General features: G+C 64.1%; 34 protein-coding genes. 27 read left to right on the forward strand and 7 right to left on the reverse strand.

The genetic code is table 11. The annotated features are described in order from the left end of the window. Positions 1-127: 127 nt before the first annotated feature. The 5 genes from BMY53_RS12845 to BMY53_RS12865 form a co-directional block, all read right to left on the reverse strand. Positions 128-517 carry a hypothetical protein gene (locus BMY53_RS12845; protein ID WP_092946859.1) on the reverse strand — a complete coding sequence of 130 codons (390 nt, stop codon included), beginning with the start codon at positions 515-517 and terminating at the stop codon, positions 128-130. After that, positions 514-735: a LexA family protein gene (locus BMY53_RS12850; RefSeq protein ID WP_092946860.1), complete on the reverse strand. Its 222-nt coding sequence runs from the start codon at positions 733-735 to the stop codon at positions 514-516. Before BMY53_RS12850 ends, BMY53_RS12845 begins: the two co-directional genes overlap by 4 nt. Positions 736-835: 100 nt before the next feature. Next, on the reverse strand, positions 836-1,978 hold the full coding sequence (locus tag BMY53_RS12855) for a recombination-associated protein RdgC (RefSeq protein ID WP_092946861.1): 1,143 nt from the start codon (positions 1,976-1,978) through the stop codon (positions 836-838). Beyond that, positions 1,978-2,262, reverse strand: a complete 285-nt coding sequence (locus tag BMY53_RS12860) for a hypothetical protein (RefSeq protein ID WP_092946862.1) — start codon at positions 2,260-2,262, stop codon at positions 1,978-1,980. Before BMY53_RS12860 ends, BMY53_RS12855 begins: the two co-directional genes overlap by 1 nt. A gap of 10 nt (positions 2,263-2,272) precedes the next feature. Further along, a complete protein-coding gene (locus BMY53_RS12865; protein ID WP_092946863.1) occupies positions 2,273-2,758 on the reverse strand; it encodes a phage regulatory CII family protein in 486 nt (161 codons plus the stop codon). A 70-nt stretch (positions 2,759-2,828) separates the two neighbouring features. Here BMY53_RS12865 and BMY53_RS12870 point away from each other — a divergent pair, with 70 nt between their 5' ends. Further along, positions 2,829-3,050 carry a hypothetical protein gene (locus BMY53_RS12870; RefSeq protein ID WP_092946864.1) on the forward strand — a complete coding sequence of 74 codons (222 nt, stop codon included), beginning with the start codon at positions 2,829-2,831 and terminating at the stop codon, positions 3,048-3,050. An 11-nt stretch (positions 3,051-3,061) separates the two neighbouring features. On the opposite strand, the gene BMY53_RS12875 is transcribed toward BMY53_RS12870, so the two are convergent. Next, complete coding sequence (locus tag BMY53_RS12875) at positions 3,062-3,301, reverse strand: transcriptional regulator (RefSeq protein WP_092946865.1); 240 nt, start codon at positions 3,299-3,301, stop codon at positions 3,062-3,064. Between the two features lie 84 nt (positions 3,302-3,385). On the opposite strand from BMY53_RS12875, the gene BMY53_RS12880 reads away from it, so the two are divergent. The 18 genes from BMY53_RS12880 (at position 3,386) to BMY53_RS12955 (ending at position 13,297) form a co-directional block, all read left to right on the forward strand. Further along, positions 3,386-4,012 carry a helix-turn-helix domain-containing protein gene (locus tag BMY53_RS12880; protein WP_092946866.1) on the forward strand — a complete coding sequence of 209 codons (627 nt, stop codon included), beginning with the start codon at positions 3,386-3,388 and terminating at the stop codon, positions 4,010-4,012. A 494-nt stretch (positions 4,013-4,506) separates the two neighbouring features. Further along, complete coding sequence (locus BMY53_RS12890) at positions 4,507-4,713, forward strand: hypothetical protein (protein ID WP_092946868.1); 207 nt, start codon at positions 4,507-4,509, stop codon at positions 4,711-4,713. Between the two features lie 98 nt (positions 4,714-4,811). Next, positions 4,812-5,099, forward strand: a complete 288-nt coding sequence (locus tag BMY53_RS12895; RefSeq protein ID WP_092946869.1) for a hypothetical protein — start codon at positions 4,812-4,814, stop codon at positions 5,097-5,099. A 21-nt stretch (positions 5,100-5,120) separates the two neighbouring features. Continuing rightward, entirely contained in the window at positions 5,121-5,492 is a 372-nt protein-coding gene (locus BMY53_RS12900; protein WP_177200854.1) for a hypothetical protein, read from the forward strand. Between the two features lie 701 nt (positions 5,493-6,193). Next, entirely contained in the window at positions 6,194-6,355 is a 162-nt protein-coding gene (locus BMY53_RS25935) for a hypothetical protein (RefSeq protein WP_177200855.1), read from the forward strand. 7 nt (positions 6,356-6,362) lie between these two features. Then, positions 6,363-6,716, forward strand: a complete 354-nt coding sequence (locus BMY53_RS12910; RefSeq protein ID WP_092946871.1) for a hypothetical protein — start codon at positions 6,363-6,365, stop codon at positions 6,714-6,716. Next, a complete protein-coding gene (locus BMY53_RS26380; RefSeq protein ID WP_255370171.1) occupies positions 6,713-6,835 on the forward strand; it encodes a hypothetical protein in 123 nt (40 codons plus the stop codon). Before BMY53_RS12910 ends, BMY53_RS26380 begins: the two co-directional genes overlap by 4 nt. Next, on the forward strand, positions 6,832-6,960 hold the full coding sequence (locus BMY53_RS26385) for a hypothetical protein (RefSeq protein WP_255370172.1): 129 nt from the start codon (positions 6,832-6,834) through the stop codon (positions 6,958-6,960). The genes BMY53_RS26380 and BMY53_RS26385 overlap by 4 nt, the downstream gene beginning before the upstream one ends. A gap of 42 nt (positions 6,961-7,002) precedes the next feature. Further along, positions 7,003-7,911 (forward strand): hypothetical protein, encoded by a 909-nt coding sequence (locus BMY53_RS12915; protein WP_092946872.1) that lies wholly within the window; start codon positions 7,003-7,005, stop codon positions 7,909-7,911. 82 nt (positions 7,912-7,993) lie between these two features. After that, a complete protein-coding gene (locus BMY53_RS12920) occupies positions 7,994-8,857 on the forward strand; it encodes an ERF family protein (protein ID WP_092946873.1) in 864 nt (287 codons plus the stop codon). Further along, positions 8,854-9,729 carry a hypothetical protein gene (locus tag BMY53_RS12925; RefSeq protein ID WP_092946874.1) on the forward strand — a complete coding sequence of 292 codons (876 nt, stop codon included), beginning with the start codon at positions 8,854-8,856 and terminating at the stop codon, positions 9,727-9,729. The genes BMY53_RS12920 and BMY53_RS12925 overlap by 4 nt, the downstream gene beginning before the upstream one ends. A gap of 10 nt (positions 9,730-9,739) precedes the next feature. Then, positions 9,740-11,101: a coiled-coil domain-containing protein gene (locus tag BMY53_RS12930; protein WP_092946875.1), complete on the forward strand. Its 1,362-nt coding sequence runs from the start codon at positions 9,740-9,742 to the stop codon at positions 11,099-11,101. Beyond that, the gene (locus tag BMY53_RS12935; RefSeq protein WP_092946876.1) at positions 11,098-11,676 is read left to right on the forward strand and encodes an HD domain-containing protein; all 579 of its coding nucleotides are present in this window, start codon (positions 11,098-11,100) and stop codon (positions 11,674-11,676) included. Before BMY53_RS12930 ends, BMY53_RS12935 begins: the two co-directional genes overlap by 4 nt. Continuing rightward, positions 11,673-11,960: a hypothetical protein gene (locus tag BMY53_RS12940; protein WP_092946877.1), complete on the forward strand. Its 288-nt coding sequence runs from the start codon at positions 11,673-11,675 to the stop codon at positions 11,958-11,960. The genes BMY53_RS12935 and BMY53_RS12940 overlap by 4 nt, the downstream gene beginning before the upstream one ends. Further along, on the forward strand, positions 11,957-12,736 hold the full coding sequence (locus tag BMY53_RS12945; RefSeq protein WP_092946878.1) for a hypothetical protein: 780 nt from the start codon (positions 11,957-11,959) through the stop codon (positions 12,734-12,736). Before BMY53_RS12940 ends, BMY53_RS12945 begins: the two co-directional genes overlap by 4 nt. Next, positions 12,733-12,861 carry a hypothetical protein gene (locus BMY53_RS26390; RefSeq protein WP_255370173.1) on the forward strand — a complete coding sequence of 43 codons (129 nt, stop codon included), beginning with the start codon at positions 12,733-12,735 and terminating at the stop codon, positions 12,859-12,861. Before BMY53_RS12945 ends, BMY53_RS26390 begins: the two co-directional genes overlap by 4 nt. 5 nt (positions 12,862-12,866) lie before the next feature. After that, positions 12,867-13,049: a hypothetical protein gene (locus tag BMY53_RS12950; RefSeq protein ID WP_143074057.1), complete on the forward strand. Its 183-nt coding sequence runs from the start codon at positions 12,867-12,869 to the stop codon at positions 13,047-13,049. Continuing rightward, complete coding sequence (locus BMY53_RS12955) at positions 13,046-13,297, forward strand: hypothetical protein (protein WP_092946880.1); 252 nt, start codon at positions 13,046-13,048, stop codon at positions 13,295-13,297. The genes BMY53_RS12950 and BMY53_RS12955 overlap by 4 nt, the downstream gene beginning before the upstream one ends. On the opposite strand, the gene BMY53_RS25940 is transcribed toward BMY53_RS12955, so the two are convergent. Then, positions 13,288-13,488 carry a hypothetical protein gene (locus BMY53_RS25940; protein ID WP_092946881.1) on the reverse strand — a complete coding sequence of 67 codons (201 nt, stop codon included), beginning with the start codon at positions 13,486-13,488 and terminating at the stop codon, positions 13,288-13,290. The two genes, BMY53_RS12955 and BMY53_RS25940, sit on opposite strands and share 10 nt — an antisense overlap. Before the next feature lie 71 nt (positions 13,489-13,559). Here BMY53_RS25940 and BMY53_RS12965 point away from each other — a divergent pair, with 71 nt between their 5' ends. The 8 genes from BMY53_RS12965 to BMY53_RS12995 are packed head-to-tail and all read left to right on the forward strand — an operon-like array spanning position 13,560 to position 17,484. After that, positions 13,560-13,862: a hypothetical protein gene (locus tag BMY53_RS12965; RefSeq protein WP_092946882.1), complete on the forward strand. Its 303-nt coding sequence runs from the start codon at positions 13,560-13,562 to the stop codon at positions 13,860-13,862. Between the two features lies 1 nt (position 13,863). Then, positions 13,864-14,091, forward strand: a complete 228-nt coding sequence (locus tag BMY53_RS12970; protein ID WP_092946883.1) for a hypothetical protein — start codon at positions 13,864-13,866, stop codon at positions 14,089-14,091. A gap of 1 nt (position 14,092) precedes the next feature. Beyond that, entirely contained in the window at positions 14,093-15,217 is a 1,125-nt protein-coding gene (locus BMY53_RS12975) for a hypothetical protein (protein ID WP_143074058.1), read from the forward strand. Further along, entirely contained in the window at positions 15,217-15,450 is a 234-nt protein-coding gene (locus BMY53_RS12980) for a hypothetical protein (RefSeq protein WP_255370174.1), read from the forward strand. Before BMY53_RS12975 ends, BMY53_RS12980 begins: the two co-directional genes overlap by 1 nt. Further along, entirely contained in the window at positions 15,440-15,622 is a 183-nt protein-coding gene (locus BMY53_RS26805) for a Lar family restriction alleviation protein (RefSeq protein WP_143074059.1), read from the forward strand. Before BMY53_RS12980 ends, BMY53_RS26805 begins: the two co-directional genes overlap by 11 nt. Further along, positions 15,619-16,155 carry a hypothetical protein gene (locus tag BMY53_RS12985; RefSeq protein ID WP_092946886.1) on the forward strand — a complete coding sequence of 179 codons (537 nt, stop codon included), beginning with the start codon at positions 15,619-15,621 and terminating at the stop codon, positions 16,153-16,155. Before BMY53_RS26805 ends, BMY53_RS12985 begins: the two co-directional genes overlap by 4 nt. After that, positions 16,148-16,408: a hypothetical protein gene (locus BMY53_RS12990; RefSeq protein WP_092946887.1), complete on the forward strand. Its 261-nt coding sequence runs from the start codon at positions 16,148-16,150 to the stop codon at positions 16,406-16,408. The genes BMY53_RS12985 and BMY53_RS12990 overlap by 8 nt, the downstream gene beginning before the upstream one ends. Then, on the forward strand, positions 16,408-17,484 hold the full coding sequence (locus BMY53_RS12995) for a site-specific integrase (protein ID WP_143074060.1): 1,077 nt from the start codon (positions 16,408-16,410) through the stop codon (positions 17,482-17,484). Before BMY53_RS12990 ends, BMY53_RS12995 begins: the two co-directional genes overlap by 1 nt. Positions 17,485-17,615 lie beyond the last annotated feature (131 nt).

Here is a 17,615-nt window from a genome sequence, read left to right on the forward strand (position 1 = left end):
TGCGCACAGGGAGGCGACAACGTCACCAACTCGGGCGCGGGCGGGGTGGTGGCGAGCGCCGGGGCATGTGCGGGCGCCGGGACAGGGAACCGGAACCGGTCTTCCGGCTCGCGTGGTGTCGGGATGCTCATGCTGCACGCTCCAGCCGCTTGAGAACCGAAAGAGTGTTGGTGGTCTGGATGGTCATCCCAGCCTCCAGAAGCACTTCAGCCATCAGCTCACCGGCACGCGTCAGGCCGCCAAAGCCGTTTGGCTCCCCCTTGTGATTGGTGAACCAGAACACCAGGCCGCGGTCCCGAAGCCCGCGCAGGGAGTCACCCTGAACGATGTTGATGTTTGCCGGAGACTCAGGATTGAAACTGCCGCTCTCACGGATCTGCGAGAAGGTGGCGCCGTACTGGGGCTTGCCGAATCGGTCCTCATGCGCCTTGAGGCGAAGAAGGGTGTTGCATTGCCGCTTGGACAATGTGAGGGCGAAGGCGACGCCGGTGGTCGCCTCTGCAAATGTGGCGTTCATACGGTCTCCAGGTCGAAGATGCCCCGGGGAACGCCCGGAATCAGTCGGATGGCGCCGGCCTTTTCCAGGCGGCGGAGGATTTCGTGGGCTGCATTCACGGAGCGCCACTTGAAGTGCCGAGCGATCTCCACGCAGGTGGGTGGCATCTGGTTGGTGGTGCGGTACTGGCGGATGAACGCGAGCACCTTGGCCTGGGTGTCGGTGACTGCGACGGTCATTCCCAGTCCTCCAGGTCATCGGCCAGCAGCTCGGCTGCCAGCCAGCTCATGCCAAGCCAGATCGCGGTGATCGCGCCGGCCACCCAGTGAAGAAGGCGCGTCATGGCGACTCCCTTTCGAGCAGGTGGAACCTGAATGACTCGTCTGGGAGTGAGATCACTTCCACCTCCATCAGGTTGTGTAGAACCGTGCTGGCGCGGCTCTCGCCCATCTGGAAGGCAGTCATCAGAATGGCGCGGGTCAGATAACCGCGCACGCGGGCGAGCTTCAGAATCTCATCCAACGATGGGGACGGGTTTGGCGCGGACTTTGGCGCGTCCTCAGCGGCGACCTTCTGGGACTGGCCCGCGAAGTCCAGTTCCCCACCCAGCGCGTCGATCAGCGCAGGGATCAGCTGCGACAGCTCGCCGGTGGCCAGGGCCATGTCAACGTCGAAGGCTTCATCCTTGGCGGGCTTGTCCCGGCCGTCGAACACCACGTCCAGGAACTTGATTCCCTTGATCTGCAGGGTGTCGGTCAGCGTGAAGCTGATCCGCTCCTTGAAGGTCATCGCCAGCCGCGTCGGCATCTTCCCGGCCATCAGGTGGGCCTTCACGTCATCGCGGTCCAGGTTGTGGCGGCCGTACTTCACTACCGACTTCATCTCGTCGGCGGCCTTCAACTCGCAGTCGCGGTCAATCACGAAGTGCTCGGGCGGCACGCCGTCCATCAGCCAGGCGCCCATGCACGCAGCTGGCGATTCAGCGGACTGCAGAAGGTGCAGGTTCAGCGACGGGTCTGCCTTGATCAGTAGGCTGATGAGTTCGTCTGCCTTGCTGATGCTCCCCGCCTCCACCATCACCAGCCGCAGGGCCGGCGAGATCCAAACCCGTAGGTGCGACTTCGTGGTGAAGGCCTGCGGCAGCAGGTCCAGAACCACCTGCTCCTTGATGTCCGCCAGCTGCTTCTTCCCCGGCTTGCGGCCGGTCTCGTCGTAGTACTGCTCGGCGCGCTCTTCCGCCACCTCGCGCACCACGGCGCCAGGGAGGATTCGCTTCTCCAGGCGCAGGCTCAGCAGCCAATGTCCGTCGATTTGCTCCAACAGCGCGCCGCCCTCCTCTCCACGCGGCGACACCCAGCCAGCCGACAGCGCCTGCGTGGCGCCACAGGGCGCGAAGCAGTCACGCTCCAGCGAGTCCTGGAACAGATCAGCATTCGGCGACCAGTCGGCGCCGATGCGGTACAAAATGAGCTGCTTGAACATCAGATGGCCTCCACGGATTCGGTGTGTCGGTCGATGGCCGCCTGCAGGTCGGCATCGCTGAAGCGGAAATGGCGGGCGGTGGCGTAGAGCACCTCACGCGGCGGCACATCGGCCTCGCGGAGGGCCCACAGGAATTGGCAGACGGCTGCGGACTCGATCGCCACGCACACCTCGTCGGTGGTGACGCCGAACTGATGGGCTACGGCGACGACTGCGTCAGCGCGCGGCACCATGTCCAGTGCCAGGAACTGCGAGACGGCCTCTTTGCGTTGAGCGAAGCACATGGCGACCTCCTCAGGCCACGCGCAAACGCGCCGGCTTGGATTGCTCGTGGCGGGCCTCGGCCCAGGCCTGCAGCTTCAGGATCGCGGCCTGCGCGTCCGCACACCGGCCGTGGATGTCCTTGAGCTCGTTGTGCGTGATGTCGTTGTCAGCCGCTGCACTGCTCACCGTCTCCACGAACTCGCCGAACTCTTTGATGCAGGACACGAGGTGCTTCGAGCACTCGCCCGGCTCCTGGCCCGCCAGCGGGTTCTTGAGAAGGACGTAGCCCATCTCCTCGGCCATTTCGAAGAGGGCGCCGTGGTCGCCCGTGATGTCCATGATCTGGAGCATCTCTTGAGGGCTGCAGTGGGTATCGGTCCGGTCCGGATTGACCTTCGCCATGAGGACAACGTCACTCATGATCTTGTCTCGGCCATTGCTCATTGCTGCTGCCAAGGCCTTGGTGCCCAGCTTGAATTCCTTCACAGCACGCTGGAGGGCTCGGGTGACGTTCATACGGGACTCCGTTGTTTCGCTCGCAGGGAAAACGTTGAATCGAGGCCGCTCCTGTCCGACCATTCACGCCATGGACAGGGAGCAAGAAGAAAAACCCCCGGGCGGTCAGGCCCGGGGAAAAACCTCAGGCAGCCGCGGCGTCAAGACGCGGATGGGATCTGAGGAGGGAGGGATCTCTGAATGGGAGAAGGCCGGGGCGTCGCTGTCCTTCTGGATCGGCCGCATCAAGACGGCCGTCGAGAAGGAGTACGCGGCGGAATACATGGCCAAGGTCCAGGAATTGAGGCGATGAGCGTTCATGGCTCAGGCGGCCTGCTCTGCGGCGTCCGCAAGCTCGGGCCAGATCTCGCGCCAGTCCTTGGGGCGCAGGTCTCGGCGCGTTACGGCACCACCTGTGGCTCTCTCGATCTCGACGCACCGCACCGGCGGCACAGGCCTGTCCTCGGAGGCCCACTGGCTCAGGAGGGGGGCGGGGATTCCGGTGGCCTTGGCCAGCTTGGCCTGGGCCCCATGTTCCTGGGCGAAGAAGTCGGAGAGGTGCATGCGCTAAAGTTTAGCGATGCGCTAAATTCTGTCAATAGCGATACGCGAATTCCTTCCGTTAGCAACCCGCTAAACAATTCCGGGATGCAACTGATCGAAGAGATCTATCGCGCCAGGCTCAAGCTACTGGCGAATGAGGCGGGAAGCCAACGGGCCCTGGCGGAGCGCATAGGAAAGTCGCCAGCGCAGATCAGCCAATGGATCAACGGCTCCAAGGACTCCAAGACCGGGCGGCCTCGCTCAATGGATCGCAGCACCGTTCGCGAGATTGAGTTGCGGTTCCCGAAACCCGAAGGTTGGATGGATCAGCCGGTGGTGATGGAGGAAACAGGGGCGCAAGTCGGAAGCCGCGCCGCGCCCCTGGCCGGGCTAGCGGGAATCATCGATATTGATGGCCTGGCGACCTGGCTCACCAGCCAGTCGGCCGAGCAACGCGCGCACATTGGCGTGGTGCTCCAGGAGCTGGCTAAATATCCAGACAGCAACCTGGCACGGTCTGCCGCCACGAAAGCATTAGGCGGGGCTGTGGCTCCTGCCCCCTCACCGATTCCGACCTGGCGAGATGCAGCGGTGGAGCTGCTGACGGAACTCCACCTTGAGCGTGAACTTGTGGACCCGAAGACCATCGTGGACCACATAGATAGGGTGTATTCCGACCGCGTTGCTCAGGCTCGCGCGAAATCCGCACGCACAGAGCCTGTGCGGGCGTGATTTGATCGGGGTGTGGTGTCCATGACGCCACACACATAAGGGGGATAGCTGTAAGGCAGCATCGGCGAGAACTAATAAAAGTGACACCTCGCGCCAATGCTGTGGTGCCATGCCCCAGAAGTACCCTCCCCCACCCATCACCATCCAGACGGAAGTCACTCAGTTCGCGATGACTGCTGAGGGCGACATCATCTACCACCCCTTGAAGAAGCCACCAGCCAGCGTGGCCGTGGCCTGCAAGATTGAGGGGTGCGGAACGCTCAATTGGCCCCATTCCACCGTGTGCTCAGGGTGCGCGCATGACCGCCGCTGGTGGGTCAAGCACCTATTCCGCGTCGCCGTTTTAATTTTGTTACTTCTGATACTCGCGGGCGAGTTTGTACGGTGAACGGATTCGCCGCCAGAATCCCGACATGGGAAGCACTAGGGATTTCACCTACATCACTGTTTGCTGGGGCCTCGCGATCATGGGGGCTCATGGGAGCAAAACAGCAATGCACAGCAACGAACAGCCAACCGGCAACGACGTGATCGACAAGATCCTGTCCAAGGTGAAAGACGAGGGAGCCCAGCGGCAGATCCGGGACGCAGCAGGCAAGCTGCCTGGCGTCACCATCGCGGGGAACATTGAGAATTTCGCGTTCACGATGAACGGGCCGATCACCTTCCCCGCCCCAACGCCCCGCCGCCGCCGACCCTGACAACGGTCAACTACAGCGCAAAAACTTCGCAAACATCAACCATGCCGGCGCCGCTTCTATTGCCCGCCTTGGCAGTTTGTATATACACTGAGGGTCCTATGCTTCCGCTGATCATCTCGGCATCTGTCCTGACGAAGCTTCGAGACAAGCACCACGTGGAGCGTAGGGAGGTGGAGCAGGCCTTTGAAAATAAGTGCGGCTCTTACCTAATTGATGGACGTGAAGACCATCAGACTGATCCAGCAACTCTCTGGTTCGTTGCACCCACTAACAAAGGAAGGCAACTTAAGGTCATTTTCATCTTCATTGACGGAAACGCCCACTTGAAATCAGCGTACACCGCCGACGCAGATGCGATCAGCATCTATGACGAAGTGGGCAAGTGAATAACCGGATGGGAGTCCGTTATGACCAACGAAGCAATCCGAGGCACCACGGAGGCTTGGGAATCTGGCCAGCTCGGTGCAAGTAAGGCCCACGCCAAACGCGCGCCGGCAGAACTTGAGGCGCAAATTGATGAGGCCCTTGGGCTTCAAGCGATCTCGATCCGCATCCCCCGCAGCACGATCAAGGCGTACAAGGACATCGCGGAGATCTATGGCGTTGGGTACCAACCGCTGATGCGCGACGCCATCTGCCGTTGGGTTGAGGGAGAGATGAAGCAACTTCTTGCCGGCGCCGCTGAGACGCATCGCCAAGAAAAGGAACCGCCGGCAACCGACGAAGCGGCATCGGGGTTGTCTGACGCCCCCCAGCTGCCGCATAAACGCGCCGCATAGGTCAGCTTCCACGCAAGACTGAGCCCGCCTAAAGCGGGCTTTCTCATTCTTGGGAGGCATTCAAGGCGTCGTGAGACGCCCCTGGTCCACCCGTTTCTTTGCCGCAGCTCGCTCCTCTTGCTCCCGCAGCGCGTCGGCCGACTGGAACTCCAGGCGACAGCCGGAAGAACACACGAGCCCCGCTGCGATCCCTTCGCCGCGCCAGCGCCAAACGCGGAGATCCCGGTCCTGGAGCGCAGAGACTGGCCTGCCAAACCTCGCCGTGAGGCTTTCAACGACCTCCGCCGGTTTTGTGCCGGGGTGCAAGCTAAGCAGCAGCTCATCAACGCGGCGTGACGGCCCCAGCGACAGCCGCATGGAAACGTAATCAGCCCAGGCCGGATACCTCCCCGCCGGCTGCACCACCCACGTCCAACCGTCCCCCGACCGTACGCACATCTCCTTCGGCTGTTGACTAACGTCATCCGGGCACCTCGGGAGCGTGGGGAGCCTTTCGCCCAGGGCCAGCCCAAAGACCTTGGCTTGGCCGTGAGCCGCCCCGCCCCCGAGTGTCAAAGCGGCAAACGCCACCGGCACAAGGCATCGCATCCATCTCATAGTTTTTACCCCCTCAAAAATTTAGCGTTTCGCTATTGCCAACTGTTTAGCGTTGCGCTAAATTTCTCCCCAACGCATCCCTCAACGCGTTCAGGAGAACCCAGATGGCACAGATCCTCAGCTTCGAAGCCGCCGCGAAGGCCAAGCAACAGCGCCGGGCGAACCCGCTGGGCTTCCCTTTGATCGTAGCGCCGAAGCCCGCCCGTGTGGCGTCGCGCCGAGCCCGCGCTCAGGCGGTGCACTTCGCGGCCAAGTCGGCTCTGTGAGGCGGTCATGGAAGTCACCAACCTCCAAGACGATCTCGCCAGCGAGAAGCGCACGCTGGACATGCAGATCACCCTGGTCAACGAACAGAGCGCGCTCTTCGACGCGCTGATGGCTGAGGCCGCCGCGACTGAGTCCCACACCAAGAGGCTGGAGGTCCTGCAGCGCGCGCTCGATGCCAAGCAGGCTCGGGACCAGATGCAGCTCGCGCTGGACAAGCAGGCCAGCCGCGTGCGGGCCATCACGCTGCAGATCGAGGAAGAGCGGATCCTGCGCACCGCCGCCCTGCCCGTCTACTCCGGGCCGCGCCAGATCGTCCGCGTGGGCCCCGCCCCCACCTCGCCCGCACCGGAGGCTGCATGACCCGCCGCCGCAGTGACGAGATGAGCGCCGCCCGCGCTTTGGGTCTGGGCCTCGCCATCGTGTTTTGCACCATCTTCGGCACCCACCTTGTGCTGGTGCTGACGGCGGCAGCGAAATGAGCGGCCCCGACCACCTCGACCCGATCGCTACCGAAGCAATCGGATCCCTCACCCGCATCGGCGGCACCTTCGCTGCAGCTCTGCTGATCGTCCTGATGCTGGCTCTGCCGGCAATGCTGACCTGAATCACCCGGCGCTGAGGCGCTATCACATCACTGGAGAACCACATGAGTCATTTCGGAGTCCTCGTCATCGGCAATGACGTCGAGAAGCAACTTGCGCCATATCACGAATTCGAGTGCACGGGCAAGAACGATGAGTACGTCCAAGACGTCGATGTCACCGAAGAAATTCGTGGGCTGATGACTGGTGACGATGCTCTGTCACTGGAGGATGCTCTCGGCTACCACGGACTCGAAGACAAGATCGTCGCCGACGAATCGGAGGTCGACAAGGCGGGTGACGACTGCGAACACAAGTTCGGCTACGCCATTGTCAAGAGCGGACAACTGGTGAAGGCAGTGAACCGGACCAACCCCAACAAGACTTGGGACTGGTGGGTCGTCGGCGGGCGTTGGAGTGGCTTCCTGAAGTTGCGTCATGGCGCCGATGGAGAAGTTGGGCGCCCTGGGATCATGGGCTCCTGCGCCAATAGCGGACCCGGACGTGCCGACGTTACGACGAAGGGGGCTGTCGATTTCAGCGGCATGCGGGATGAGGCCGGCGCCGAAGCCGCCGCCGACTGGGATAAAGCGGCAGCCGCGCGAGGCGAGGCGACCTGGATCTCGTGGGACCAGATGCGAGACGTGGAGCACAAAGGGAACATCGATGCGGCACGCGCCGCCTACGGTGAGCAGCCGGCCGTTCAAGGCATGCGCAAGGTCTTCGACTATCCGCTCCACAGCGTTGATCAATACGCGACGCCCCGCGATCAATTCATACAGCAGGCCCGTGATCGCGCATCCGTGCTCTATGCCGTCGTGAAAGACGGGCAATGGATCGCAAAGGGCGAGATGGGTTGGTTCGGGATGTCCACCGACGCCGAGTCTCAGGCCGACTGGAACGCCAAGGTGAACGAGATGTTGGACGCGCTGCCGGACGACACGCCGCTGACGGTCGTGGACTGCCATATCTGACCCCTCACCGGGGCGCCGCTGAGGCTTTGAAGCGCTGACGCGTGGAGCCAAGGCCGCCCCACCTTTTTCAACGGAGAGAGCAATGAACGCAATCGCGCAGGAAGCGAGCCCCGTGCTCGAACTGCAGCCGCTGCCGGGCGCCCAGGTGCCCGCGCTGCAACAAACCGCCGCCGTAGCGCTCCAGCCGCGCGCTGCCGTCACGCCGGCAGACCTGCTGCAGGTCGCCATGGAGGCGGGAGACAAGGACATCGAGCGCTTGGAGCGCCTGATGCAAATGAACCTTCGGTACCGTGAGCTGCAGCAGCAGGAGATCAAGCGGGCCGAGGAGATCGCATTCGAGGCCGCGTTCGTGGGCTTCACCGGCGAGAACATCATTGTCCCGAAGACCAAGCACGTGGACCGTGGGCGCGGCGGTTCCTTCGCCCAGGCCGAATTCGATGTGGCCTGCAACCTGATCAAGCCGGCGCTTGCAAAACACGGCTTTGGCATCCGCCACAAGGAAGAGTTCGGATCGAAGACCGAGACCCGGAACGGGGAAGAGGTCCGCACGCCGTGGGTGTGGGTCGTCTGCATCCTGACGCACCGAGCCGGCGGGCGCGACGAACTGGCGCTGGACGGGCCCGCCGACACCCAGAGCGTCAATTCCCCGACCCAGAACGCGCAGTCGACCTGCACCTACCTGAAGCGCCAGTCGATGCTCGCCATCACCGGCACCCCCACAGGTGGCGAAGACGACGAGGCAAAGCATGCCCGCCAGCAGAAGGGTGAGGCCGAGTCCGAGCATGGCGAGGAGCTGCGCGCAGCCGGCCGCGCCGCCGCGCTGGAGGGCATGAAGAAGCTGACCGCCTGGTGGGGCTCGCTGACGGATACGGACCGCGCCGAACTCAGCAAGGACTTCGGCGACATGCGCAAGGCCGCCCGGCGCGCTGACGGGGAGGCCCAATGAGCGACCTCATCGTCCGCTGCAGCAGCATCGGCCGCCTGATGGCGAAGCCGGAGAACGCCGACCTGGACCCGCTCTACCTGACCCCCGAGGTCAAGGCTGTGATCGCCAAGACGAAGCGCACCGACGAGGAGAAGGCGCTGCTGGAGCACGCGCGCCGGCACAGCCTGTCGGCCGGCGGTAAGACTCACGTCCGCGAGCTGGTGCGCGAGGCCATCTACGGTTTCGAGCCGGCGGACATCGAGACCCGTCCGATCCTGAAGGGCCGCGCCGTGGAGGAGGAGTGCATCGCCCTGCTGGCCCGCCTGACCGGCCGCCCGCTGGTGAAGAACGGCGAGCGCAGGAACAACGGCCTCATCAGCGGCGAATGCGACATCTTCGACGCCCCGTTGGGCCACGGCCGGGACATCAAGGCACCCTACTCCATGGAGTCCATGCCCATCGTCCTGGCCGACTGCTACGACAGCGGCTACGAATGGCAGATGCGTGGATACATGGCGCTGTGGGACGCGGAGACCTGGAGCGTGGACTACGTGCTGGTGAGCACGCCTGAGGAGTACATCGGCCTGGAACCGCAGCATCTGCACTTCGTGGACCACATCGCCGAGCGCCATCGCTGGACCACCTGGACGGTGATGCGGGACCGCGCGCTGGAGGCACTGATCCAGGACAAGGTGCAGGCCGCGCGCCGCTATTACCGCCAGGTGGTGGACGAGTTCGACCGCGCCCACGCCGACCCGGCCGAGCTGGCCGCCATGGCCGCCGCGGGCCACCCCGCGCCATGGGAAGAGCCGAAGGCGCCCGCAGCACCCGCCACCCCCATCCGCGCGCCCAAGCCTGTGGCCGAAGCGCTCGCATCCCTTGACGACTTCTGAGGAGCACCCAATGAGCGAAACCATTGAAGTCGCGGACGAACTGATCGACCGCGCAGACATCACGGACGGCAAGGCTGTCGTCCAGTTCAGCAAGACCGAAGCGGCCCTGGTCGACCTGCGAAAGCGTCACGCCGACGTGCAGTTCGACCTGACTACGACCGCAGGCGACAAGGCCGCCCGCGCTGCCCGCCTGGAGCTGGTGACGCTGCGCAACGACCTTGAGAAGAGGCGCCAAGCCTTCAAAGCGCCAGTGCTGGAAATGGGCAAGGTCATTGACGCGCAGGCCAAGCGAATCACCGGCGAGATCCTGGAGCTGGAGCAGCCGATCGATGCGCAGATCAAGGCGGAAGAGTCCCGCAAGGAAGCCATCCGCGCCGAGAAGGTCCGTATCGAAGCGGAGCGCGTGGCCGCCCACCGGTCCGCCATCGAGAAGATCCGCGCATGCCTCACCCGGGCTCAGGGCCTGCCCTCAGAGAGGGTCCGCAATGCTGTGGCTGCCGTGGAAGGGATCGAGATCGACCCGGCCGCCTGGGAGGAGTTCGCCGAAGATGCCGCGACCGCCCGGGCCGAGACCATCGCCTCCCTGAAGTTCCTGCTGGAGCAGACCGAGGCGAAGGAGGCAGAGGCGGAGCGCCAGCGCCAAGTGGCCGAGGAGCAGGCCCGGGTTGCCCGGGAGCAGGCTGAGGCCGCCGAGCGACTGGCAGAGCAGCAGCGTCAGATCTCCGCCCAACAGGCCGCGCTTGAAGCGGAGCGGCTGGCCAAGCTGCGCCAGGCCGAGGAGTTCGCCGCCCGCGTCACCGCTCGCTTCGCCGAGTTTGATCGGCTGCTGACCTTCACCGAGCAGACTGCATCGGCCCAGATCAACGCCGCCGTGCTGCTGGCCAGCTCCAACGCCCCCAGCGTGGACACATTCGGCGACCGCCTGGAGGAAGCACAGCAGAAGCACACCCTGGTGCTGGAGCACCTGAATGCCGCCCTGCCCGGCGCCCTGCGCCGCGAGGAAGCGGAGGAGACCGCCCGACTGGCAGACATCGCCGAGCGCGAGGCCGCCGAAGCGGAAGCGCTGGCCGCCCGGCAGGCTGAAGAAGCAGCCGCGCGCCCCGCCATCGTGCCGGTGGCTGAGCCCGTGACCCAGGTCCGCCAGCCGACCGCCGAACTGGTGGAGGAGCCGACGCTGACGATGAACGACATCAACGCCGAGATTCGCCCATTCAAGATCGACGCCGCCGGCATGGCCTCTCTGGGCCTGGTGGGGGTGAAGCGCGGCGCAGCGACGCTGTTCAAGCGATCGGACCTGATCAAGCTGCTGGACATCGGATCCGATCGGTTCCTGAAGACCGGCGTTCTGGTGAGCCTGGGGAAGGCAGCATGAGCGCCGCCCTGCAAGACCGCCCGGCCCTGGTGGCCGGCGTGCGCGGCCCCACGATCCTGACCGCGTCAGGCAACTACTTCAGCTTCGAGCGTCCGGAAGAATCGGTCTTCAGCATTGAGGACATCGCCCACGGCCTGGCCAACATCTGCCGCTTCACCGGCCACTGCCGGGAGTTCTACAGCGTGGCCCAGCATTCAGTGCTGGTGAGCTACACGGTTCCGCCGGCATTCGCGCTGGAGGGCCTGCTTCACGACGCCGCCGAGGCATTCATCGGTGACGTTGCAAAGCCGCTCAAGATGCTGCTGCCGGACTACAAGGCGATCGAGAAACGCGTCGAAGCTGCGGTGCTAACTCGCTTCGGTCTGGATGCAAAGCTGCCGCCGTGCATCAAGCATGCCGACTTGGTTCTGCTGAAGACCGAACAGCGAGACCTCATGCGCACCGGTGAAGGCCATGTGTGGACGATGCTGGAAGGGATCGAGCCGCTGGAGCGCCGCATTCGCCCCTGGGTGCCTGAGCAGGCGAAGCGAGCCTTCCTGCAGCGCTTCGAGCAACTGAATGGCGGTGCCGCATGACCCCCACCACCATCGCCCTGCTGGTGTCCATCAACACCCTGATCTCCTTCCTGGCGGTCTGGGTGGCGGTGAAAGCCCAGCGTGCACCGAAGGGCATCAACGGGCCCATCCTCCCGGCCGACCAGGCCGCGCCCATCGGCGCCACGTTCCACGATGCCGCTCTGCTGGTGTCTACGGTCGGCATGCTCATCCACGGCGAAACGGAAGGCCGGGACCCCGCATTCATCCGGCGGCGGTCACTGGCCATCGCGGACGAACTCACCAAGGCAAGGAGGGCAGCATGAGCACGAGCATCGAAACCAACCCGCCGGTGTTCTTCCCGGCCCGAGCCTTTGCCTTCGTGGCACCGTTCCGCGCGGAGCACGACATCCGCTACTACCTGAACGGTTTCGCGGTGGAGCCCCACCCGGACGGCGGCGTAATTGTGGCCGCCACCAACGGGCACCAGTTGGCCGCGGCCTACTGCAAGGAAGGACGCACGGACCGCCGCCGGATCTTCACCTGCAGCAAGGGTCTGATCGCAGCTGCGAAGAAGCCGCGCGCAGCATTCGTCGGTCTCAAGAATGACCGCCTGACGGTCATCGAATCAGTCGGGCAAGAGCTCAAAAACTGGTCCGAAGCTGACGGCCTTGAGACGTTCATCCAATCGGGGTCGCCAGATGTCACTGGGAACTTTCCGGATGTCTCCAGGGTGATCCCACGCCTGGCGGAAAGCCTCGAACCGGGCCTCAAGGGCTGCGTGGCTGCACGGTATGTCGAAGCCATCGGCAGGGCTACCAAGTTGGCGGCTGACAGCCGCTTCAATGGCTGCAGGCACTGGACCCATAAGGACGGCGGGATTGTCCTCACGCGCTTTCCGTCGGCCCCGAACTTCCTGGTCCTGACGATGCCCATGCGCGATGACGACATGCCTACCGACCCTCTGCCGGCTTTTGTCGCCTCGATGCACGCCGAGAGCGATGAACGTCAACGCAAGGAAGCTGAGGCCAAGGCCGCCGCGGCTGCCGCCGCCGACAGCGCCCGCCCGCAACTGAAGACCAGCGCCGAGGTGCCAGCATGAAGCAGGTCGTACAGGCAATTCTCGCCATCGCGCTGGTGGCTCTCGGCATGGCCGGCCTCTACTTCAAGGTGGAGTACTCGGGCTGGGTTCTGGCAGGTGGCCTCATGGTCGCTATTGCCGGGTGATCGCCATGTCACGCCGAGCACGCCTCAGGGCCCAGGCCCAACCCCGCTGGGAGGAAGTCGACGACCTCCCCACCCACGCACCCGACCAGGAAGAGGACGACGACACCTCCTCCTTCTACCTCGCCAACGGGGACCGTATCGACACACGAAGCGCCTGGGCAATGCCCGGGCAGCAGGAGCAGCGATGAGCGCGAACCCCTTCATCACCGGCGCCAAGGTGCTGGGCTTTTACGGACTGGTCGCGACTTGGCGGCGCAACGCGCCCGATACGCCGACCATCGCACGCCGCCAGCCTGGTCTCATCATCTCTTCGGCTGCAACCACGGAAGAGGGTGTGCACGAGCCTGCTCAGAGCATCTCGCTCCACACCCGGGAGAGCCTGCTGGCGCTCCGCGAAGCAATTGATGAAGCACTTCGCGAGGACGCTCAGCAATGACGAACCATCGCGGCCAAAGCGTCCTTCCCCGCCTCCTCGGCGGCCAGGCGGTCGTCGTATTCACCTTCCAACGGAACGGCAACGTCCGACACCTCGGCGCCATCAACGCGCGACATCACGAGAACCGGACGAAATCTGCCGCTGGGCGTGGCCTCAGCCATCACTGCGGCCTCCCATCCTTCCTGGTCCATACAAACCCCCAGTGAAGTTGATCGCCCATTCTATTCAAACCGCCTCGGACGCCGGGGCGACAGGAGCAGCCATGACCACCATTGAGAAGCAACTGGCGGAGGCGCTACGGGGGCTGGATGAAGCCTATTGCCGGGCGGGTACTCCGCTTTCCAAGGACGAGCGCAACGAAGACCGGGCTCGCCTGATCGCGGCCCGAGACGCCCTCGCCGCCTACCGCCAGCAAGAGGCGCGCGGGCCGCTGACGGATGAGCAGATCGAGGCGGGGCGCAAAGAGACGTTCAGCACAGACAACCCCTTCTGCCCGTGCACCGACAAGACCATGCGCAAGGCTGTCCGCTGGGCCGAGCACGCCCACGGCATCAAAGGGGAATGACATGAGCAAGTTTCGCAAGAAGCCCGTTGTGATCGAAGCAGCGCAATGGTTCAAGGACGGTGACCATCCGGCAGTCCTCAAGGCTGATGCTCCGTTTGGCTGGTGTCCGACGCTTGAGGGAGGACACATCGTCACCCCGGGCGACTGGATCATCACTGGCGTGAAGGGCGAGCACTACCCCTGCAAGCCGGATATTTTTGAAGCCACCCATGAGCCTGCTGAGGACTGACATGACCGACACCACACAAGCCGCAGGGCTGACGGAAGACGATTCCAACGTTCACATGTATCCGTCAGACCTGGAGAAGTTCAGCCACGGTGAGCACACCGCAACCGCGTTCTCAATCCCTGTCGCGAGCCCTGCAGAGCGAAGCGTGCCGCTATTTACCTTGGAGCAGGTCCGCGCCGCTCTGGCAGCGCAGGCAGTGCCTGCCGGTGGCTTCCGTTATTTCTTCATCTCGCGCGAGCCGGGCCAGGTGCCGCGCATCGGATTCCCCGTGGGAGACATGCGCGCGTCGGTTCTTGAGTGGCTTAAGCACTCGGCCGCCGGCCTTGATGTTGTGACCTGGTGGGCCGATGGTGGGCCCTCACCAGGCACAGCAACGGTCGAGACTGCGGCCGACTGGCTCTATGCCGACGATCCGGAATCGATCCCCCTTGTGGCCGCCTCCCCCGCCCCTGCCGAAGCGAAGGAAGAGCCGGACATGCGCACGCCTGACCAGATGCCGACCATCCAATCTAGTCTGAAGCACGGGGTTTCTCTGATCGGCGAAATTTTGTCGTATCACGGTGATGACATTGGCCCCAGCCTTTCGGAGCAATGCCGAATCTTCCTGGAATTGAGTGATGAAGCACTCGCCACCCCGCAACCCCAGGCGGCACAGCCGGTGGCGGTCATCGCTGCAAAGTTGGCCGCGATGGCGATCAACTACACGAGGAATCACTCGTGGGATCACCTGGACGCAGAAGTCTGCACCCAGGCCGCCGCTCTGCTTCGTACCACCCCGCAACCCCGGGCGGCACGGCCGGCAATTGAAGGATGGATCACGTGGTGGCCCGCTATGGGTGGCGGGCACAAGCCGGTTTACTCCCACGGCAACAAAAAGCCCGGCTACGGTGCCGAGCTTGACGCGCTGCTCAAGGTGTACCCGGTCTACACCGCCGCCCCTGCGCTCACGGGTGAGCAGGATGCATTCCCCGCATTGCAGACCCTGACTGAGGCCATCCTGACGCGAGCCGATGCGGACTACATGCGTCGCCAGTTGGACGAGGCGGTGCGGATCATGGGGACGCGCGGCTGGTCCCCGCCAGTGCCATACCCCGCCGCCCTCCGCTCCACCCAAGGAGGCGAGTGATGGCACTACCTCAATACGGCACTGCGCCGATCCGATGCGGCCGAACCCGCTGCAAGTGGCGGGGCTTCGAGACCGACCTGGCCAAGGTGCCAGGCACTCTGGGCGGCGTCAGCGTCACGCAAAGCGTCTGCCCCACATGTGGCAATGACGATTACTCGTTCATGACGCCGCGCGAAGTCCAGGCATGGGAGCGGGCCAAGCAACGCACCCAGGGAGGCAGCGATGGGAACTGACCTGAAGCCGTGCCCGTTCTGTGGCGGCATCAACATCGTCCATTGCGCTCACCACATGTTCTGCTGCCGCTGCGGCGCCGAAGGCCCTGACGCCGACACGCAGCACCTTGAAGATACAGCGGAAGCCTGGAACCGCCGTGCTGCTGCAATGCCTGAAGGAGGGCAAGGATGACCGACCACATCACCAAGATCCGCCAGGCGGTCAGCCACGTGCCACCGCAAGCGCCGTGGCAAACAGCCGAGAATCAAGACGCCTTCGTCTACTCGCTGAACGCGCAGGGCTACAACCACTTCTGGGCGCACGTCACCGGACCGTGGTCGAGCACCGCCGAAAAGGAAGCCATCGGCCGCCACATCGCCGCCTGCAACCCAGAGGCCATCCGCTCCCTGCTGGCGGCGCTGGATGAGGCGCAGCAAGAACGCGACGGCTACAGATCGCAACTCGCGGCGTGCCGGGAGGCGGCTGGCATCGCGCCCGCTGGCTCCCCGACAGAGCCCCTGTGGATCGAGGCCATTGGCAACCCCTTTGCCGTGGCCGACTACGTGAAGGCGGCGCTGGAAGAGGCTCGGTCCAAGTTGAGGCTGTACGACTGGATTCGCTCGCGCATTCCGGAAAGAAAGTATCGAAGCGCGGGGGGCGCTTATAGCGAGGACGGCCAGACTGGTGACGCGGTGATCGTCTCCCAGGGAGACAAGAATGGATGAGCAACCAAAGGGCGAGCGCCCTCCTCTGACCCTCACACAGGCTGAGCTGGTGGACCTCACGCGTTACAAGCGCGCCGCCGACCAGCTGCGCGAGCTGCACACTCGGGGCTTCAGTAGGGCATATCTCCGCGCGGGTTCGGTGGTGCTGGAGCGCCCGCACTTCGAGGCGGTGTGCAGCGGCAATTCCTCGCCGCCACGGGGCCGCGTCAAGCCGCCGGTAGTCGCCGGCAAGCGCAAGGTGGGGAGCCGTTGATGGGCAAGGGCCCAGTGAGAGGAACAACAGAGAAGCATGGCCGCTATTACTGGCTCAACCGAAAGGAAGGGAAACCGGTGTGGGTGCCGCTCACGCGCGTCACGGAAGGGCTACCCGCCTTCTATCGCAAGCTGGCTGACGAGATGGGGAAGCGCGACCGCTCGGATGCCATGCCCAAGCTGGTGTCGGAGTGGGAGGATGAAGTGATGTCGAAGCATGCGGCGAAGACCCAGGTGGACGAGAAGCGCCGGGCCGCTGTCATCGCCGAGAGCTTCAAGGACCTGAACGCGGGCGAGGTGGAGACCCCGGACTGCTACGAGTTCCTCAAGCCGTTTCAGGAGATGGCCCGAACCCATGACCTGTTCCGGTCACAGCTGCGCAGCATCTTCCAACTGGCTGAGCTAAAGGGCTACCGAAAGGCAGGCAGCAATCCGGTCACCGCGATTCCGACTATGGGCAGTGCACCGCGGGAGCGCTACATCACCGACAGCGAACTCAGGCGAGTGAAGATCGCTGGGCTGTATGGCGCCAACGGCCGCCGAACACCCACCGGCATCACCTTGGCCTGCTTCCTGGAGATGGCTTTCCTCACCGGGGCGGACGTGGGAGTGCTTCTGCGCCTGCGCGCTGAGCGGGATCCGGAGCAGCCAGATGAACCGCACGTCTGTGCGGACGGGATCTTCGTGCGACGGGACAAGACCGAGCGCACATCGCGACCGGTGATCGTGGAGTGGACCTCAAGGCTGAAGGCGGTGGTGCAACGCCTCAAGGCCATCAAAGACGCCCAGGCGGGGAAGAAGCGTGCACACCAGCGCGTGGTGACGCCCTACCTGTTCATCGGCATGGATGGAACGCCATGGACGTATGAGGCGCTGTCGTCGGCCTGGCAGAAGGCCCGCGCACGAGCCAATCTGCCGCCCACCATGCTGCGCGACCTGCGCGCAAAAGCGGCCACCGACAAGGACGAGAGCGAAGGAATTACTGGGGCGAATACGCTGCTGGACCACACCACCGAGCAGCAGACCGCGGACTACATCCGGCGGAAGAAGGCCCGGAGGACTTCAGCGGTGCGATAGACACACCCCGATTCGATAGACAAATCGGCCCACAAAAGAATTGAGCCGAGAGGGAAAATCCCTTTCGGCTCAATGAGATAGATGGTCGGGGCGGCGGGATTCGAACTCGCGACCCTCTGCTCCCAAAGCAG

The sequence above is a fragment of the Roseateles sp. YR242 genome (assembly GCF_900109745.1).
GTDB lineage: Bacteria > Pseudomonadota > Gammaproteobacteria > Burkholderiales > Burkholderiaceae_C > Roseateles.

Excerpts from the sequence above, each read along its gene's own strand:
- BMY53_RS12860 (WP_092946862.1), bottom strand. The coding sequence starts at position 2,262 with ATGTGCTTCGCTCAACGCAAAGAGGCCGTCTCGCAGTTCCTGGCACTG.
- BMY53_RS25940 (WP_092946881.1), bottom strand. The coding sequence starts at position 13,488 with ATGGACCAGGAAGGATGGGAGGCCGCAGTGATGGCTGAGGCCACGCCC.
- BMY53_RS12995 (WP_143074060.1), top strand. The coding sequence starts at position 16,408 with ATGGGCAAGGGCCCAGTGAGAGGAACAACAGAGAAGCATGGCCGCTAT.
- BMY53_RS12955 (WP_092946880.1), top strand. The coding sequence starts at position 13,046 with ATGAGCGCGAACCCCTTCATCACCGGCGCCAAGGTGCTGGGCTTTTAC.
- BMY53_RS12965 (WP_092946882.1), top strand. The coding sequence starts at position 13,560 with ATGACCACCATTGAGAAGCAACTGGCGGAGGCGCTACGGGGGCTGGAT.
- BMY53_RS12990 (WP_092946887.1), top strand. The coding sequence starts at position 16,148 with ATGGATGAGCAACCAAAGGGCGAGCGCCCTCCTCTGACCCTCACACAG.
- BMY53_RS12950 (WP_143074057.1), top strand. The coding sequence starts at position 12,867 with ATGTCACGCCGAGCACGCCTCAGGGCCCAGGCCCAACCCCGCTGGGAG.
- BMY53_RS12970 (WP_092946883.1), top strand. The coding sequence starts at position 13,864 with ATGAGCAAGTTTCGCAAGAAGCCCGTTGTGATCGAAGCAGCGCAATGG.
- BMY53_RS26390 (WP_255370173.1), top strand. The coding sequence starts at position 12,733 with ATGAAGCAGGTCGTACAGGCAATTCTCGCCATCGCGCTGGTGGCTCTC.
- BMY53_RS12935 (WP_092946876.1), top strand. The coding sequence starts at position 11,098 with ATGAGCGCCGCCCTGCAAGACCGCCCGGCCCTGGTGGCCGGCGTGCGC.
- BMY53_RS12900 (WP_177200854.1), top strand. The coding sequence starts at position 5,121 with ATGACCAACGAAGCAATCCGAGGCACCACGGAGGCTTGGGAATCTGGC.
- BMY53_RS12975 (WP_143074058.1), top strand. The coding sequence starts at position 14,093 with ATGACCGACACCACACAAGCCGCAGGGCTGACGGAAGACGATTCCAAC.
- BMY53_RS12980 (WP_255370174.1), top strand. The coding sequence starts at position 15,217 with ATGGCACTACCTCAATACGGCACTGCGCCGATCCGATGCGGCCGAACC.
- BMY53_RS12890 (WP_092946868.1), top strand. The coding sequence starts at position 4,507 with ATGCACAGCAACGAACAGCCAACCGGCAACGACGTGATCGACAAGATC.
- BMY53_RS12875 (WP_092946865.1), bottom strand. The coding sequence starts at position 3,301 with ATGCACCTCTCCGACTTCTTCGCCCAGGAACATGGGGCCCAGGCCAAG.
- BMY53_RS25935 (WP_177200855.1), top strand. The coding sequence starts at position 6,194 with ATGGCACAGATCCTCAGCTTCGAAGCCGCCGCGAAGGCCAAGCAACAG.
- BMY53_RS12940 (WP_092946877.1), top strand. The coding sequence starts at position 11,673 with ATGACCCCCACCACCATCGCCCTGCTGGTGTCCATCAACACCCTGATC.
- BMY53_RS12895 (WP_092946869.1), top strand. The coding sequence starts at position 4,812 with ATGCTTCCGCTGATCATCTCGGCATCTGTCCTGACGAAGCTTCGAGAC.
- BMY53_RS26805 (WP_143074059.1), top strand. The coding sequence starts at position 15,440 with ATGGGAACTGACCTGAAGCCGTGCCCGTTCTGTGGCGGCATCAACATC.
- BMY53_RS12985 (WP_092946886.1), top strand. The coding sequence starts at position 15,619 with ATGACCGACCACATCACCAAGATCCGCCAGGCGGTCAGCCACGTGCCA.
- BMY53_RS12915 (WP_092946872.1), top strand. The coding sequence starts at position 7,003 with ATGAGTCATTTCGGAGTCCTCGTCATCGGCAATGACGTCGAGAAGCAA.
- BMY53_RS12870 (WP_092946864.1), top strand. The coding sequence starts at position 2,829 with ATGGACAGGGAGCAAGAAGAAAAACCCCCGGGCGGTCAGGCCCGGGGA.
- BMY53_RS12845 (WP_092946859.1), bottom strand. The coding sequence starts at position 517 with ATGAACGCCACATTTGCAGAGGCGACCACCGGCGTCGCCTTCGCCCTC.
- BMY53_RS26385 (WP_255370172.1), top strand. The coding sequence starts at position 6,832 with ATGAGCGGCCCCGACCACCTCGACCCGATCGCTACCGAAGCAATCGGA.
- BMY53_RS12920 (WP_092946873.1), top strand. The coding sequence starts at position 7,994 with ATGAACGCAATCGCGCAGGAAGCGAGCCCCGTGCTCGAACTGCAGCCG.
- BMY53_RS26380 (WP_255370171.1), top strand. The coding sequence starts at position 6,713 with ATGACCCGCCGCCGCAGTGACGAGATGAGCGCCGCCCGCGCTTTGGGT.
- BMY53_RS12855 (WP_092946861.1), bottom strand. The coding sequence starts at position 1,978 with ATGTTCAAGCAGCTCATTTTGTACCGCATCGGCGCCGACTGGTCGCCG.
- BMY53_RS12925 (WP_092946874.1), top strand. The coding sequence starts at position 8,854 with ATGAGCGACCTCATCGTCCGCTGCAGCAGCATCGGCCGCCTGATGGCG.
- BMY53_RS12850 (WP_092946860.1), bottom strand. The coding sequence starts at position 735 with ATGACCGTCGCAGTCACCGACACCCAGGCCAAGGTGCTCGCGTTCATC.
- BMY53_RS12880 (WP_092946866.1), top strand. The coding sequence starts at position 3,386 with ATGCAACTGATCGAAGAGATCTATCGCGCCAGGCTCAAGCTACTGGCG.
- BMY53_RS12865 (WP_092946863.1), bottom strand. The coding sequence starts at position 2,758 with ATGAACGTCACCCGAGCCCTCCAGCGTGCTGTGAAGGAATTCAAGCTG.
- BMY53_RS12930 (WP_092946875.1), top strand. The coding sequence starts at position 9,740 with ATGAGCGAAACCATTGAAGTCGCGGACGAACTGATCGACCGCGCAGAC.
- BMY53_RS12945 (WP_092946878.1), top strand. The coding sequence starts at position 11,957 with ATGAGCACGAGCATCGAAACCAACCCGCCGGTGTTCTTCCCGGCCCGA.
- BMY53_RS12910 (WP_092946871.1), top strand. The coding sequence starts at position 6,363 with ATGGAAGTCACCAACCTCCAAGACGATCTCGCCAGCGAGAAGCGCACG.